The organism is Bradyrhizobium sp. CCGUVB23 (genome assembly GCF_024199885.1).
Lineage (GTDB): Bacteria > Pseudomonadota > Alphaproteobacteria > Rhizobiales > Xanthobacteraceae > Bradyrhizobium.
The window spans coordinates 9,458,591-9,474,534 of record NZ_JANADQ010000001.1 but is presented as its reverse complement, the minus strand read 5'-3'; the positions used below and the strand labels follow the sequence as shown (position 1 = coordinate 9,474,534).

Below are 15,944 nucleotides of genomic sequence, written 5' to 3'. Positions count from 1 at the left end.
CTGGCCCAATTTCTGGCCCTCGTCCGATTTGCTTACACATCAGCACTCCGCTGCTTCTCGCCGAACCTCTGAACTGCATAGTCCAGGAAGCTCCGCAGCTTCGGTGTCATTCGTTTGTCGGGAGCGTACAGTGCGTGCAACGGACGGGCAGGGGGTTCGTATTTTGGCAAGAGCCTCACGAGACGCCCCGTCTTGATCTCGTCGGCCACGAGTTCGTGCGGCTGCAGAAGCACACCCATACCTGCCACGGCAGCTGCACGAAGCGCTTCGCCGCTATCAGTGGAGAATCTGCCCGTGATCGGGACGGTCTCCCGACCGTGCGGTCCCTCGAACGACCACTGCGTGCGAAGCGACGTGTGCGAGAATACGAGGCATTCGTGGTGCTGCAGATCCTCTGGTTTGCGCAGTTTTTTCGCTGATTTGAGATAGTCCGGCGCCGCGCAAAGAACCATTCGAAGCGAGGCCAGATGTCGCGCCAGCAATGCGCTGTCCGAAAGTGGCCCAGTGCGGAAAACAACATCGAAACCCTCGTCCACCAGATCGACCGTCCGATTGGTAAGACTGATGTCCACGGACACCTCCGGATGTTGCTTCAGGTATGCCGGGATTTCAGGTGCCAGCGCGTGACTTCCGAAGGTAATGGGCGCGCTGATTCTTAGCCGCCCCCGCGGCGTCGAGCGGGTTTCCGCGATCAGCGCTTCGGCCGCCTCCATCTCCGCCAGGATGTTCTTCGCCCGCTCGTAGAACACGCGACCGCCGTCGGTCAGGCTCTGCCGACGGGTCGTGCGGTTCAGCAGCTTGATTCCCAGGCCGTGCTCTAGCGTCCGTATTTGCTTGCCCGCCAGTTGCGAGGACAGGTCAAGTTCGGCCGCGGCAGCAGAAATGGAGCCGAGCTCGACCGCGCTTACAAAAGCTCGCATGCATACCAATCGATCCATTTGAAACAAACCGTTTGTTGTATCGATCAATTTCGCCGATTTATCCAGATTTGTTGTATATCTTACAGTCGCGGCATTGCAATCGGCATTACGCCATCTGCTGGCCCCGGCCAGCTCAAACCTGGAAGAAAATCCAATGCGATCATTCACACAGAGAGCCGTCTTTGCTGCCGCTTTGGGCGGCGCGGCACTAACCTCAACGGGAGCCTCGGCTGAAACGCCCGATAAGCAGAAGCCCACGGTGGTGCTTGTCCACGGCGCGTTTGCCGACGGTTCGGCCTGGAACAAGGTCATTCCCTTGCTCCAGGAGAAAGGGCTGACGGTCATGTCCGTGCAGAACCCGCTGACCTCGCTGGCCGACGACGTTGCGACCACGCGGCGCATGCTCGACAATCAGACCGGCCCCGTTGTCCTGGTGGGACACTCGTGGGGTGGCGTCGTCATCACGGAAGCCGGCAAGCACGAGCGCGTCAAAGCGCTGGTCTACGTCGCCGCATTCGCTCCATCCGAAGGGCAATCGGTCGCGGACGTGTCCAAGGATTACCCGACACCCTCAGGTTTCGCGCACATTCTCGCAGACAAGGAGGGATTCCTGACGCTCAGCCTTGAGGGAGTGTCGAAACACCTCGCCCCAGACGTTCCGGCTGATCAAACCCGGCTGATGGCCGCGACGCAAACCCCTACGCGTGGAAAGAACTTCGAGGAGAAGGTCACCACCGCTGCCTGGAAGACTAGGCCGTCGTGGTATGTGGTGAGCGAGCAAGACCGCATGCTTCAGCCCGCCCTGCAGAAGGCGATGGCCGAGAAGATCTCGGCTCATGTTGTGAGCCTGCCAGCCGGGCACACGCCACAGATTTCGCAGCCGGCCGAGATTGCAAAAGTGATCCTCGCAGCTACGGCAGGCGCGCCAAAGTAGTGGCGTCCTGGCGCGCTCAGTTGTCGAGCGCTTTTTTTCTTGAACCGTGTCACGGGCAACGAGCGCGGGCGCCAAAGGCGGCCTGCGCTCAAGTTTGCCATTCGGATCCCCCGGCTTCCAGAACCGGGCCATGGCTGCCAGCAGAACTGCAAAATCGTTTTTCATCTTTGACCGTGGAGACGGCCGATCAAAGATTTCAAGCTCTGCATCACGCAGCGCACGGCATCGTTGCGAATACAAACGTCAAGGACAAACCAGGGGGCAACAGATGTCAAAGCTTGCATCGGCACTCTTCCTAACAACAGCAATGATCTCTGCGAGCCCAACATACGCATCGGGCGACGTCATACGGATCGGCGTCCTGAACGATCAGACTGGCCTCTACGCGGAATTCGGTGGTCTGGGCTCCGTGGAAGCTGCGAAATTAGCTGTCGAGGAATTCGGTGGCCGAGTGCTTGGAAAGAAGATCGAAATTGTGGCAGCCGATCATCAAAACAAGACCGATATCGGGCTCTCGACGGCAAGGAAATGGTTTGATGCCGATAACGTCGACATGATCACTGACTTGACCAATTCGGCAATCGCAATCGGCGTTCAGAACTTGGCGAAAGAACGCGGCAAGATAACTATCGCCGTTGGTCCCGGAACGACGCGGCTCACCAATGAAGATTGCTCGCCGACAGGATTTCACTGGATGTGGGACACGTACTCCCAAGCGGCTGGCACCGCCCGGGCGGTTTTGGAGAACGGCGGCAAGAAGTGGTTCATCCTGGCCGCAGACTACGCTTTCGGCCATCAGATGGCTGCAGACCTATCCAGGGCTGTGCAGGACCACGGCGGCATTGTTACTGGAAATGTTCGTCACCCTCTCGGCACCAGTGACTTCTCGTCCTTCCTCCTTCAAGCTCAGGCATCCAAGGCTGAGATTGTCGGGCTGGCAAACGCGGGAGCCGACACGATCAATTCGATCAAGCAGGCGGCCGAGTTCAACCTCGCCGGGAGCGGACAAAAGCTGGTTGGTCTCGTTGTGGTGATAAGCGATATCAGGGCGCTTGGATTAAGCAGTTCCAAGGGCCTCCTGGTAACGACCGCTTACTACTGGGATCGTGACGAAAGTAGTCGAGAGTTTGCGAGCAAGTACCAGGCTCGGACTGGCAAGAAGCCAGGCATGATTCAAGCGGGTGTCTACTCGGGAGTACTGCACTATCTGAAGTCCATGCAGGTCGCGGGCACTGAGGATGGCAAGGCCGTCGCTGCCCAAATGCACAAGCTTCCGGTCCAGGATGCGGTATCGAAGAACGCCCTTGTGCGGCAAGATGGACGGGTGATCCGGAATATGTATCTGGTGGAAGTCAAATCTCCATCCGAGTCCACGGGCGATTGGGATTACTATCGCATCGTCCGAACGATCCCTGGAGATCAAACAGCGATTCCGCTTTCAGAAAGCAAGTGTGCATTGTTGAAGCAGTAGCGGGAGCTCGAGGCGAGCGGCAGGTCCGTATCGGCCGCACTCCGGGAATGCGATAAGCGGGACCCGGGCTCGTGCCATGGTCGCCGGAAGCGTCCGCACAATCGCGATGCTACTTTGCATGGGGTTGTTTTCGATATTTTAGTTGGATCGGACATGCCTCCGCGGACGGGGTCCAAAAGCGTATTGTTGCATTGAGCTGGTGTTGCGGTTAAGCAATTGAGATGGATTGGAAATTTTCTGTCGCCCCCATGATGGACTGGACCGACCGGCATTGCCGGGTGTTCCATCGTCATCTGACCCGGCATGCGCTGCTTTATACGGAGATGGTGACGACCGGCGCGGTCATTCATGGCGACCGGGCGCGGCTGCTTGGCTTCGACGCTAGCGAGCATCCGGTGGCGCTCCAGCTTGGCGGATCGGATCCGCGCGAGCTTGCGCTCGCGGCACAGATCGGCGCCGATTTCGGCTATGACGAGATCAACCTCAATGTCGGCTGCCCGTCCGACCGGGTACAGGACGGCCGCTTCGGTGCGTGCCTGATGGCCGAGCCCGCGCTGGTGGCCTCGTGCGTGGATGCGATGAAACGCGCCGTGCGCGTGCCCGTGACGGTGAAGTGCCGTATCGGCATCGACGATCAGGATCCGGAAGTCGCGCTCGATGCCCTGGCGCGCGCGGTGGTCGCGGCGGGCTCTGATGTGCTGATCGTGCATGCCCGAAAAGCCTGGCTGAACGGCCTGTCGCCGAAAGAGAACCGCGACATCCCGCCGCTCGATTACGATCGTGTCTATCGGCTCAAGCGGGCGATGCCCGACGTGCCCATCATCATCAACGGAGGGATCTCCGGTATCGAGGAGGCGAAAGCCCATCTCGCCCACGTTGATGGCGTGATGCTTGGGCGCGCGGCCTATCACGATCCGTGGCGGCTGCTCGCGGTCGATCCGGAGTTCTTCGGTGAAGCCGCACCGCATGCGACGATGCAGGCCGCGTTTGAAGCTATGACGCCCTACATTGCCGAGCAGCTTGCGCGCGGCACGCGGCTGCACGCCATCACTAGGCATTTCGTCGGCGCGTTCCATGCCGTGCCCGGCGCGCGTGCCTTCCGCCGCCATCTTGCCGAGCATGGCACAAGGCCAGGCGCCGGGCTCGATGTTCTTCGCGATGCGATCGCGCGCGTCAGCGATCGCGCGGTGGCGGAAGCCGCGGAATAGCGACACCTCTGGATGTTGAAAGCGAAGAGCCGGATCGGCGATCCGGCTCTTCGTTGTTCGGCGGATTGAAAGCCACACCGGCGATCTTTCGGGGCGCCGGCCATGTCGCTCGTGTCTAGGGGTAGCCGTGCAGCATCAGGCGGTCGGCGCGGACTTCCCAGCGCTCGAGGCGGTCGAGGAAGCTCATGCCGAGCAGGTTGGTCTTCATCGTGCCGTGCGGCACCACCAGCGCCGGCACCGAGCGCTCGACGAGCTTGCCGATCGCGAGCCGGTCCAGCGTCAGGCGCGCCGCCTTGGTGCGGCCGCCGGCTGTCTCGACGTCGACGTCATAGTCAAGCAGCTCCAGCGGCAGGCCCGCTGCCTTGGCCGTCTCATAGGTGAGCACGACGGAGGTCGCGCCGGTGTCGACCACCATGGGCGCGGGCACGCCGTTGATCCGTGCCTGCAGCGCGAATTCACCGCCGCGGCCGCGCTGGACCTCCACGGCGCGCGTCTTCAGGCTGGTGCGGTGGCGCATGAGATCGGAAACGGTGTCGCTGGCGCGAGCGACCTGCTCGGGGTCCCTGTAGGCGACCACGGCGCCCGCGGTCGCGGTCAACAGTAACAGCACCAGGAAGAGGCGGCTCATCGCGCGCCTCCGTTCGTCAGCGTCAGGCGGATTTCGATGCCGAACTGATCGGCGAAAGTCCTGCATCCGCCATGCGCGCCGGAAGCTGCGCCATGAGGGCGAGCCGTTCGGCTCGCTCCATGGCGTGCCAGCGCGCAATTTCCGGCAGCGTGCGGCCGCAGCCGAAGCACAGCTTGGTCTTGGGGTCGATCATGCAGACGGCGACGCACGGCGTATCTTTGCTCATTCCCGCATAGTGAAGGATCGCTGGGCAGTTCTGCAAGCATCTCTCAGGAACCCGTGCCCGCGCTCATGATCGGCTTGTGGCGCGGCCGGCGTTTCTCGTCCGTGACAGCGGCACCATCGGGCTGCAGCGGCGGAGCTTCTTCCGTCATGGGCGCAAGCGCGCTCATCACCCGCTCCGGCGGGAAGGTGACGATCACCTCGGTGCCGATGCGCAGTTTCGATTTCAGCGTGAACGTGCCGCCGTGCAGGTCGATGAGGTTCTTGGCGATGGGAAGTCCGAGGCCTGCGCCCTGTTCGGCCGATTTGATCGAGTTCGAGCCCTGGCCGAAAGAGGCGAGCACGACCGGGATCTCGTCTTCGGGGATGCCCGAGCCGGTGTCCTTCAGCGAGAGATATTGCCCGCCGGAGGCGGTCCAGCCGACCTTCAACCAGATCTCGCCACCCTGCGGGGTGAACTTGATGGAGTTGGACAACAAATTGAGCACGACCTGGCGGATCGCGCGCTCGTCGGCCCACAGCCGCGGCATCGCCTGCTCATAGACTTCGTGGATGGTGATGCCGCGGCTCGAGGCGCGCAGCTTCATCAGATGATGGCAGTCGGCGACGATGCCCACCAGCGACACCGCTTCCTCGTTCAGCTCGTAACGGCCGGCCTCGATCCGGGACAGGTCGAGGATCTCGTTGATGAGATTTAGCAGATGTACGCCGGAATTATGGATGTCGGCGGAATACTCCTTGTAGACCGGCACTGCGTGCGCACCAAAGATCTCGCTCTTCATCACCTCGGAGAAACCGAGGATCGCGTTCAGCGGCGTGCGCAGCTCGTGGCTCATCTGCGCGAGGAAGCGCGATTTGGCGACGTTGGCGGATTCGGCGCGGTGCCGCGCCTCGTCCGAGATCGCCTTGGCCTGTTCCAGTTCGCCGATCAGCGCGTCCTTCTCCGCGCGCGCCTCCAGCGTTGCGAAGGTCGAGGAGTGCAGCCGGTGCGCCAGAAGCACGAAATAGCCTTCGGCGGCGAGTGACAGCGCCGCCAGGATGTAATTGTCCAGCGAGCCGCTCATCGCAAAGCTCAGCGCCATCGCGACGGCAACGGGCGCGGTGGCCGCAAGCGCGGCGATCGGCAGATTGGCCGCCAGCATGCTCGATACTGCGATCACCAGCAGCATCAGGAACATCATCAGCGTTTCCGTGACGACGTCGAGCACGGGATGGATCAGGATCGCCATCCAGCACAGGCCATAGAGCAGGTCGAGCACGACGAAGCGCGTGCGCCATTTGCGCGTGACGGCGGGCAACGCCGGCTCGGCGAGATAGCGGCGGCAGCTCCGGATCATCGCGGCGTGGATGCAGAGCATGCCGACGGTCCAGAGCGCCGCCGGAACCGGTTGCATCCAGAGCCCGAACAAGAGGCCGGTCGCGACCACCAGCAGCATCACGACGTAAGATGCCGACAGCCGCGTCTGCGCATATTGGCGCAGCATTTCGCTGTCGAAGGCGGGCCTTGTTCCGCTGGTCGACGTTAACTTGTCGCGCGCCTCGCGCACCCGCTGCGCTGCAGCCCGGCGACTGCTCGCCGATGGCACGCTCGCCGGCTCGGCCGGAAGCTGCACGACCTCGGGCTTTTCAGCGGGGTTACTCATCAAGCAACACGAATTCCTGCCCACGCCGACGCGGGCCTTCTGCATTCTCTATCTCTGGCAATAAATCCTTAAGAGCTGACTTAAGGAGCTAAAGAATTGCGTTAACGGGGAGTTAATTCGGCGTATCGAAGTGCGGCGAAAGGCCGGCTCAGTGCACCACCGCGTGCTGCGCGATATAAACCACGGCCCCGGCCAGATATCCGGCAAGCGCCGGTCCCGCGATGCGGCGGGCGTACCATAAGAACTCGATCTTCTCGAGCCCCATGGCGGCAACCCCGGCGGCCGAGCCGATGATCAGGATCGAGCCGCCGGTGCCGGCGCAATAGGCGATGAACTCCCAGATGAAGCTGTCGGGCGGGTAGTGCGCGAGGCCGTACATGCCCATCGTCGCGGCGACGAGCGGCACATTGTCGATGATGGCGCTGAGCAGGCCGAGCAGGACGACGATGATGTCCTGCCGGCCGACGGTCGTATCCAGCCATCGGGCGAGCGTCGCCAGCAGGCCGGCATGTTCGAGACAGGCGACCGCGAGCAGGATGCCGACGAAGAACACGACCGAGGCCATATCGATCCGGGTTAGTGCATGCACCAGGGTGAGGGGACGTCGCACGTGCTCGTCCTTGTGGCGGTGGATGATCTCGCCGACCATCCAGAGGATGCCGAGCCCGAACAGGATGCCCATGAAGGGCGCAAGATGCGTGACCGCCTTGAATGCGGGCACCGCGATCAGCGTGCCGAGCCCGAGATAGAACATCAGGTTTCGTTCAAACAACTCGACGCCTTGCAGCCGATCTTCCCGCGGCGGCGGGGCGATGACCTTGCCGCGCACTGCAAAGCTGATGATGAGCAGGGGAACGAGGAGATTGACGAGGGCCGCCGGAAACACCGCCCACATGATGCTCAGCGGCGAAACCTGGCCGCCGATCCAGAGCATTGTGGTCGTGACGTCGCCGATCACGGTCCAGGCGCCGCCGGCATTGGCCGCAATGACGATCAGGGAGGCGAACAGCAGCCGGTCGGCGCGCCGGCCTATCAGCTTCTGGATCAGCGAGATCATGACGATGGTGGTCGTCAGATTATCCAGGATCGCGCTGAGGAAAAACGTCACGAAGCCGACCAGCCACATGAGGCGTGCCTGGCTCGTGGTGCGGATCAGCGAGGTGATGACCTCGAAACCGTCATGGGCGTCGATCACCTCGACGATCGTCATCGCGCCGATCAGGAAAAACACGATCTGCGCGGTGGAAGAGACGGATTCGTCGAGTTGCCGGCTGATCAGCGCCTGATCGCCGGTCATGGCCGCGTAGGCGGTCCAGAGCAGGCCGGCGCCGACGAGCGCGGTCGCGCTCTTGTTGATGCCGAGCGGATGTTCGAGCGCGATCACCGCGTAGGCAACGACGAAAATTGCGGCGATCGCGATCAGCAAGACAGGTCCGGGTTTAAGCGGCCATCAGCGTTGCAGCCGCGCGAGCAGGCTCGACGTATCCCAGCGCTTGCCGCCCATCTTCTCGACTTCGGCATAGAACTGGTCGACCAGCGCGGTGACCGGCAGGTTGGCGCCGTTGCGGCGGGCTTCCGCGATGCAGATCGAGAGGTCCTTGCGCATCCATTCGACGGCGAAGCCGAAATCGTACTTGTCGTCGTTCATGGTCTTGTAGCGGTTCTCCATCTGCCAGGACTGCGCCGCGCCCTTGGAGATGGTGTCGATCACCGCCGCAACGTCGAGGCCCGACTTCTTGGCGAAGTGAATGCCTTCGGAGAGGCCCTGGACGAGGCCTGCGATGCAGATCTGGTTGACCATCTTGGTGAGCTGTCCGGAGCCCGCAGGTCCCAGCAGTTTGCACATCCGCGCATAGGCCGCGATGATCGGCTCGGCGCCGGCATAGGCGTCCTGGGCGCCGCCGCACATCACGGTCAGGACGCCGTTCTCGGCGCCGGCCTGTCCGCCCGAGACGGGGGCGTCGACGAATTTGAAGCCGCCCTTTGTGGCGGCCGCATCAAGCTCCCGCGCGACTTCGGCGGAGGCGGTGGTGTGGTCGACGAAGGTTGCGCCCTTCTTCATGCCGCCAAACGCGCCGTCGGGACCGATCGTCACCACGCGCAGGTCGTTGTCGTTGCCGACGCAGCACATCACGAAATCCTGGCCTTCCGCGGCCGCCTTCGGGGTCGGTGCGGTCTTGCCGCCGAACTTGTCCGCCCATTCCTTCGCCTTGGCCGCGGTGCGGTTGTAGACGGTGACCTCATGGCCCCCCTTCTTGACGAGGTGGCCGGCCATGGGGAAGCCCATGACGCCGAGACCGAGGAAAGCGACTTTAGCCATATGGGTGACCTTGCTTGTGCTTGGGGTGTTCTTGCGGTTTTGACCGGCCTTTGAGGCGGCCGGGCCAGAATTTCAAGAGGTTTTGGTCTGAAGAGGTTTTGGCGGTTCCGCCCCCAAAGGGGCGGATCGGAGGCGCACCATAAACCCTTGAGGCCGGAGGGCAACGGCTTCGTTTGAAGGTCTCCTGTGCTAGGATGATGAGCGAACAAGGACGCAAGAAAGAAAAAGGGAGTGCAAGGCATGGCCGTGAGCGTCGGGGTGCTCGATCATTTCAACATCCGGACCCGGAAACTGGCCGAGACCGTCCGCTTCTATGAGGACGTGCTGGGCCTCGAGAACGGTCCGCGGCCCAATTTCGCTTTCCCGGGTGCCTGGATGTACAGCGAGGGCAAGCCGGTGGTGCATCTCGTCGATATTTCCGTGACGGACGAGGCTCAAAAGCCCGATTCAGGCGTTGTCCATCACGTTGCCTTCGTCAGTCGCGGTTTCGACGGCATGAGGCAGCGGCTGAGCGGCAAGGGCATGAAATTCGACTCCCGGCAGGTGCCCGGCGGCGACCTCTGGCAGATCTTCGTGCACGACCCCAACGGGGTCATGATCGAGCTGAACTACGAGGCGGCCAGGGAGCAGGGGGCAGCGGCCCCGGTCGAGACGGCCGGCGATATCGGCACGCAGTAGCCTTTTGGGCGTTTCCGCTCTAATGGGTCGCATCGCCCTGAGGCGCGATCAGGATCGCGCGTTAGGGTCTTATAGTTGAGCATGATCTTACCGGAAACCGCTGCACGCTTTTCCGGATCATGCTCCGTTCAGGAGATGCGCTTTGAGCGTGACGCAGCAGCAGGTTCTCGACAGCCTCAGCCGGATCAAGTCGCCGCGCGGGGTCGCGCTCACCAATGCCAATGTGCTGAGCGCGATCAGTGCCAGTGACGGCAAGGTGTTCTTTTCGATCAATGTCGATGCCGCGGAGGCGCGGGCCTGGGAGCAGGTCCGGGCCGAGGCCGAGGCGGCCGTGCGTGCCATTCCCGGCGTCACCACCGCCATGGTGGCGCTGACCGCCGAGCGCAAGCCGGGCAGCGCACCACCACCGCCGCCGAGCCGCGGCGCGCCGGGGGTACAGCCGGCCCATGCCCATCGGCCGCCGCAGGGCGGCACCTCGCCGATGTCGCGGCAGTCCGAGATTCCCGGTGTCGCCGCCGTCATCGCGGTTGCCTCGGGCAAGGGCGGGGTCGGCAAATCGACCACCGCGCTCAACCTCGCGCTGGGCCTGCGCGATCTCGGCCTGAAGGTCGGGCTGCTCGATGCCGATATCTACGGTCCCTCGGTGCCCCGGCTGACGGGCCTGCGCGACAAGCCCGAGCTGAATGCGGAGCGGAAGATGATTCCGCTGAAGCGTTTTGGTCTGTCGATCATGTCGATCGGATTCCTGGTCGAGGAAGAGACCGCGATGATCTGGCGCGGGCCGATGGTGATGTCGGCGGTGACGCAGATGCTGCGCGACGTCGAGTGGGGCAAGCTCGACGTCCTGGTCGTCGACATGCCGCCGGGCACCGGCGATGCGCAGCTCACGCTCGCGCAGAACGTGCCCCTGAAGGGTGCCGTCATCGTGTCGACCCCGCAGGACCTATCGCTGATCGACGCGCGGCGGGGCCTTGCCATGTTCAAGAAGGTGAACGTCCCCGTGCTCGGCATCGTCGAGAACATGAGCTATTTCCAATGCCCGCAGTGCGGCACGAAATCGGACATTTTCGGCCATGGCGGAGCGCGACATGAGGCCGAGAAGCTCGCCGTCCCGTTCCTGGGCGAAATCCCGCTGCACATGGCGATTCGCGAGACCTCGGATGCCGGAAAACCGGTGGTCGACAGCGAGCCGAATGGGCCCCATGCGGCGATCTATCGCGCCATCGCGGGCCAGATCCGGGACCAGCTCAAGTCCGTAATTTCCACGGGCTGAAGCCTCCCGCGGAAGGCATGCGACTTTCGTACAGTTCCGTCATGCCATTGTCGCGTTCCGAAAGCTGGGCTTCCGTGCTAAAGGCCCCGGCAGTCAAGCGCCTTCGGTTCGACGCGGCCATCACGCATCGCCGAGACTAGCGGCGGCAGAAGAGACGTCGGGGAAAACGCCCCAGCAAGGAGAGACCTGAAGATGAAGCGTCGTGATTTCTTGAAAGTGTCGGCAGCAGGGGCAGCGGCAACTGCGGTGGCCTCGCCGGCGATTGCGCAGTCCTCGCCCGAGGTGAAGTGGCGCCTGACGTCGAGCTTTCCGAAATCGCTCGATACCATCTATGGCGGCGTCGAGCAGGTGGCGAAGTACGTCGCCGAGATGACCGACAACAAGTTCCAGATCCAGGTGTTCGCGGCCGGCGAAGTCGTCCCGGGCCTGCAGGCGCTGGATGCGACCTCCAACGGCACGGTCGAGATGAGCCACACCGTGTCCTACTACTACGTCGGCAAGGACCCGACGTTTGCGATCTACGCCTCGGTGCCGTTCGGCCTGAACGCGCGCCAGCAGAACTCCTGGTGGTACCAGGGCGGCGGCGCCGAGCTCGGCAACGAGTTCTTCAAGAAGTCGAACGTGATCGGCTTCCCCTGCGGCAACACCGGCACCCAGATGGGCGGCTGGTTCCGCAAGGAGATAAAGACGGTCGCCGATCTCTCGGGCCTGAAATTCCGCATCGGCGGCATCGCCGGCCAGGTGCTCCAGAAGGTCGGCGTGGTGCCGCAGCAGCTCGCCGGCGGCGACATCTATCCGGCGCTGGAGAAGGGCACCATCGACGCGGCCGAGTGGGTCGGCCCCTATGACGACGAAAAGCTCGGCTTCGCCAAGGTCGCCAAGTACTACTACTATCCGGGCTTCTGGGAGGGCGGGCCGATGGTCCACGCCTTCGCCAACCTGGACAAGTGGAATGCGCTGCCGAAGAGCTACCAGGCGATCCTGACCAACGCGACCGCGAACGCCAACAGCTGGATGGCTGCGCGTTACGACATGCAGAACCCGGCCGCGCTGAAGCGCCTGGTCGCCGGCGGCACCCAGCTTCGTCCCTTCACCAACGAAGTGCTCGAGGCCTGCCTCAAGGCCACCAACGAGCTGTGGGCCGAGATCTCGGCCAAGAACCCCGACTTCAAGAAGTCGATCGACGCCATGCAGGCCTACCGCTCGGATGAATATCTGTGGTGGCAGGTCGCCGAATACACCTACGACAGCTTCATGATCCGCTCGCGCACCCGCGGCTGATCAGGGCAGGGCCCCCCCGGGGCCCAGTCCTAAGTCCTAAGTCTTAGTCGGGAAGCCCGGCCTCGTTCGCGAGGCCGGGCTTTTGCGTATGGAAATCGGTAACGGGTTGTTCCATGCTTGCCGGAAAGCCTCGTTAAGAAGGCGCGCACAGTCACAACCGTCAGGGTAGGAAATCATGAAAAGACGAGACTTCATCAAAGTCACCGGACTTGGCGCCGCCGGCGCCGCCACGTTTGCCGCTCCCGCCATCGCGCAATCGATGCCGGAGATCAAATGGCGCATGCCGACGAGCTGGCCGAAATCGCTCGATACGCTCTATGGCGGCGCCGAGATGATGTGCAAGATGGTCGCGGAGGCGACCGACAACAAATTCCAGATCCAGATCTTCGCGGCCGGCGAGATCGTGCCGGGCCTGCAGGTGCTCGACGCCGTTCAGAACGCGACCTGCGAGATTGGCCACACCGCGTCCTACTATTACTTCGGCAAGGACCCGACCTTCACCTTCGGCTCGTCGGTGCCGTTCGGTCCCAACATGCGTATCAACCAGGCCTGGTACATGCTGGGTGGCGGCCGTGAAGTGCTGAACGACTTCTACAAGAGCTACAACGTGATCTCGCTGCTGGCGGGGAATACCGGCTGCCAGATGGGCGGCTGGTTCAGGAAAGAGGTCAACACGCCCGACGACCTCAAGGGCATGAAATTCCGCATCGGCGGCTTTGCCGGCCGCGCGCTGCAGAAGCTCGGCGTGGTGCCGCAGCAGCTTGCCGGCGGCGACATCTATCCGGCGCTGGAGAAGGGCACCATCGACGCCGCCGAATGGGTCGGTCCCTACGACGACGAGAAGCTCGGCTTCTACAAGATCGCGCCGCACTACTACTATCCCGGCTGGTGGGAAGGCGGCCCGATGCTGCTCGCCTTCGTCAACCTCGACAAATGGAATGCGCTGCCGAAGTACTATCAGAGCGTTCTGGAGCAGGCCGGCCACTACGCCAACAACTACATGATGGCGCGCTACGACCAGGCCAATCCGATGGCGCTGCGCAAGCTGCTTGCCAACAACACCAAGCTGCACGCCTTCCCGCCGCCGATCATGGACGCCTGCTTCAAGGCCGCGAAGGAGCTGCACGCCGAGGTCAGCGCGACCAACCCCAACTTCAAGAAGGTCTACGAGTCCCTGACCAAGTTCTCGAACGACGGCTATGCCTGGTTCCAGGTCGCCGAGGTTGGCTACGACATCTTCATGGCGCGTCACGCGCAGGGCTGATCACGCTCGCGCGTTGAGGCGCGATCATCCATCAAACAGCGAAAACCCGGTCTCGCATGGCGAGGCCGGGTTTTTGCATTGGGAGAGACCAGCCTGACGCGCGTAGCGGACGTCCATCAATAATCCCGAAAACAACCCCATGCAAAGTAGAGGATTGCGGCATGGTGCCCGTCTGCCTTCTGCGAAATCATTTGACACGTCGGGCAAACCAGTGGCAAAAGATTATTATCGAATAATCCGAAATCGACGAACGTCGCGCCGGCAGTTGCGCAACAGAACTGCAGGATGGGTCAAGCGAAGCGAAACCCATCATCCCTCCCAGGGTGAGCAAGCGCGCAACGACCAGCGTCGTCCGGGTCCGACCGCGCGATGAGTTTCGCTTCGCCTTACAGATCGTACGAGCTTCGATCGTGCACGCGATACTTCGCTTTGCGATCATGTCGAGAAAGGTCTGCTTACTCTAGTCAGTGAGGTCGACCCTGATGTCAGCAGATATTCGTTTTGGCCGCGTGCTGGATCCGATGGAACGGATCTCCGAGGCTTTGTTCGGTCTCATCATGGTGCTCACCTTCGTCTGCAGCCTCGGTGTCGCGACCGCGGACGATATCAGGAGTCAAACGATGCTGGTCGGCGCTCTCGGATGCAACCTGGCTTGGGGCATCGTTGACGGAGGTCTTTATCTGTTGGCCCGCATCAACGATCGGGGAATCAATATCCTGACAATGCGCGCATTACGGCAGTCGCCGGATCCCGAAACGGCGCGGCGCGTCATCACCGACGCGTTGCCACCGGAATTGGTGTCGGTCCTGCCTCTGGAGCAACTGGAACTGACACCGCAACAGTTGCGGCAGCTGCCCGAGCCGCCCGAACGTCCGAGGTTGACGAAACACGATTGGATCGGAGCACTTGCTCTTTGCTTGCTGAGCTTCGCTTCCACCTTTCCGATCGTAATCCCTTTCATATTCCTGAGCGACGCCAAAATGGCGCTGCGGGTTTCCTACGCCGTTGCCATCGTGATGCTGTTTTGTTGTGGTTACGCGTTCGGATATCGTAGCGGACTTCGGCCTTGGGCGGCCGGCCTTTCGATGGTGGCCATGGGTGGTGTACTGGTCAGTGTGGCGGTAGCTCTCGGAGGATAGGCAACGGTGCAGCGAAGAGGCGCAGCAACGGATTGGCAGTTGGGCGGCGTCTCGATTGCAGCGTTCGTTGGATTGTGGCTGGCACCGGTGGCCGGCAACGTGGCGCGCGCCGAGACCGCCGAGACCAGCGCTAGCGGCGCGATCGGCCTTGGCAATCGCGCCTGGTCCGCAGCCGAAACGAGTCACGCAACGTCTGTCAATGAGCTCGAATTCAGCGCCCGCGCGGGGGTTGCATCCGACTATGTCTATCGCGGGACGACGCTGTCCGGTCGCGAGCCCGCGGCCGGAGCCGCCTTTGAGGCAAGGTTTGGCTCTCTATACGCCGGCGCCACGATGGCCACCGTCAGGCTGCCCACCGAACCAGTCGGAGAGTTTACGGTGGCAGGCGGTATCCGCCCGAAGATCGCAGATATCAATTTCGATCTCGGCGTGACCTATTTCGCCTATCCCGGAGAAAAGTTTCCCGGCGTGACGAACGGCATCAATTATTGGGAGGCGGCGGTTCGCGGCGACAGAAGCATCGGCGAGTCCTTTCGCATCGCCGCCGGTTACGCCTATTCTCCGAACGTCTCGAACACCGGCGCCTGGAGTCAATATTTGGCAGCCGGGCTGGGTTATGATGTGCCAACCCGCCAGCTTCCGAAGAACCTGGGCGTGTCGTTCACGACGGCTGTCGGCTATTCCTGGTTCGGCAATCAGGCTCCGCAACTCGGCAGCTTCCCGTTACCTGCCTATCTCAACTGGCAAGCGGGCGTGACCTTTACCTACAAGGCCGTCAACTTCGATCTGCGCTACTACGACACCAATCTGTCGAAAGAAAACTGCTTCGTCTTTACTGGCGATCCAAATGCGCGGGCGGGTGGCCGCGTTGATCCCATTACCAACCCCGCTGGCCTGGTCTCGAACTGGTGTGGTCCGACGATCGTCGCCAAAGCCTGGTTCGCTTTTTAAACTGTAGGACGG

At 62.4% G+C, this 15,944-nt stretch carries 15 protein-coding genes; 9 read left to right on the top strand and 6 right to left on the bottom strand.

Annotation, left to right across the window (positions count from 1 at the left end; genetic code table 11):
• Positions 1-32: 32 nt before the first annotated feature.
• Entirely contained in the window at positions 33-1,232 is a 1,200-nt protein-coding gene (locus NLN62_RS44525; protein ID WP_254112963.1) for a LysR substrate-binding domain-containing protein, read from the bottom strand.
• On the opposite strand from NLN62_RS44525, the gene NLN62_RS44520 reads away from it, so the two are divergent.
• From NLN62_RS44520 to dusA, 3 genes are all read left to right on the top strand, one after another.
• Entirely contained in the window at positions 1,180-1,854 is a 675-nt protein-coding gene (locus NLN62_RS44520) for an alpha/beta fold hydrolase (RefSeq protein WP_254112962.1), read from the top strand. The two genes, NLN62_RS44525 and NLN62_RS44520, sit on opposite strands and share 53 nt — an antisense overlap.
• 268 nt (positions 1,855-2,122) lie before the next feature.
• Positions 2,123-3,325 carry an ABC transporter substrate-binding protein gene (locus NLN62_RS44515; protein ID WP_027526597.1) on the top strand — a complete coding sequence of 401 codons (1,203 nt, stop codon included), beginning with the start codon at positions 2,123-2,125 and terminating at the stop codon, positions 3,323-3,325.
• A gap of 221 nt (positions 3,326-3,546) precedes the next feature.
• Positions 3,547-4,533: a tRNA dihydrouridine(20/20a) synthase DusA gene (gene dusA / locus NLN62_RS44510; protein WP_084801685.1), complete on the top strand. Its 987-nt coding sequence runs from the start codon at positions 3,547-3,549 to the stop codon at positions 4,531-4,533.
• Positions 4,534-4,648: 115 nt separating this feature from the next.
• Here the strand turns inward: dusA and NLN62_RS44505 are convergent, their stop codons facing one another.
• The 5 genes from NLN62_RS44505 to NLN62_RS44485 form a co-directional block, all read right to left on the bottom strand.
• Positions 4,649-5,161, bottom strand: a complete 513-nt coding sequence (locus NLN62_RS44505) for a TIGR02281 family clan AA aspartic protease (protein ID WP_027526599.1) — start codon at positions 5,159-5,161, stop codon at positions 4,649-4,651.
• Positions 5,162-5,183: 22 nt separating this feature from the next.
• On the bottom strand, positions 5,184-5,387 hold the full coding sequence (locus tag NLN62_RS44500; protein WP_254112961.1) for a DUF1289 domain-containing protein: 204 nt from the start codon (positions 5,385-5,387) through the stop codon (positions 5,184-5,186).
• Positions 5,388-5,430: 43 nt separating this feature from the next.
• Positions 5,431-7,026, bottom strand: coding sequence for a HAMP domain-containing sensor histidine kinase (locus tag NLN62_RS44495; RefSeq protein ID WP_254112960.1), 1,596 nt, complete (start codon positions 7,024-7,026; stop codon positions 5,431-5,433).
• 148 nt (positions 7,027-7,174) lie between these two features.
• Positions 7,175-8,452: a sodium:proton antiporter NhaD gene (nhaD, locus tag NLN62_RS44490; RefSeq protein WP_254112959.1), complete on the bottom strand. Its 1,278-nt coding sequence runs from the start codon at positions 8,450-8,452 to the stop codon at positions 7,175-7,177.
• Positions 8,453-8,476: 24 nt separating this feature from the next.
• Entirely contained in the window at positions 8,477-9,346 is an 870-nt protein-coding gene (locus tag NLN62_RS44485; RefSeq protein WP_254112958.1) for an NAD(P)-dependent oxidoreductase, read from the bottom strand.
• 240 nt (positions 9,347-9,586) lie between these two features.
• On the opposite strand from NLN62_RS44485, the gene NLN62_RS44480 reads away from it, so the two are divergent.
• The 6 genes from NLN62_RS44480 (at position 9,587) to NLN62_RS44455 (ending at position 15,932) form a co-directional block, all read left to right on the top strand.
• Entirely contained in the window at positions 9,587-10,024 is a 438-nt protein-coding gene (locus NLN62_RS44480; protein WP_254112957.1) for a VOC family protein, read from the top strand.
• Between the two features lie 142 nt (positions 10,025-10,166).
• On the top strand, positions 10,167-11,297 hold the full coding sequence (locus NLN62_RS44475; RefSeq protein ID WP_254112956.1) for an Mrp/NBP35 family ATP-binding protein: 1,131 nt from the start codon (positions 10,167-10,169) through the stop codon (positions 11,295-11,297).
• Between the two features lie 192 nt (positions 11,298-11,489).
• Positions 11,490-12,578 (top strand): TRAP transporter substrate-binding protein, encoded by a 1,089-nt coding sequence (locus tag NLN62_RS44470; protein ID WP_254112955.1) that lies wholly within the window; start codon positions 11,490-11,492, stop codon positions 12,576-12,578.
• 175 nt (positions 12,579-12,753) lie between these two features.
• Complete coding sequence (locus NLN62_RS44465; RefSeq protein ID WP_254112954.1) at positions 12,754-13,842, top strand: TRAP transporter substrate-binding protein; 1,089 nt, start codon at positions 12,754-12,756, stop codon at positions 13,840-13,842.
• Positions 13,843-14,324: 482 nt separating this feature from the next.
• Complete coding sequence (locus NLN62_RS44460; RefSeq protein WP_027526608.1) at positions 14,325-14,981, top strand: VIT1/CCC1 transporter family protein; 657 nt, start codon at positions 14,325-14,327, stop codon at positions 14,979-14,981.
• A 6-nt stretch (positions 14,982-14,987) separates the two neighbouring features.
• Positions 14,988-15,932, top strand: a complete 945-nt coding sequence (locus tag NLN62_RS44455; RefSeq protein WP_254112953.1) for a TorF family putative porin — start codon at positions 14,988-14,990, stop codon at positions 15,930-15,932.
• Positions 15,933-15,944 lie beyond the last annotated feature (12 nt).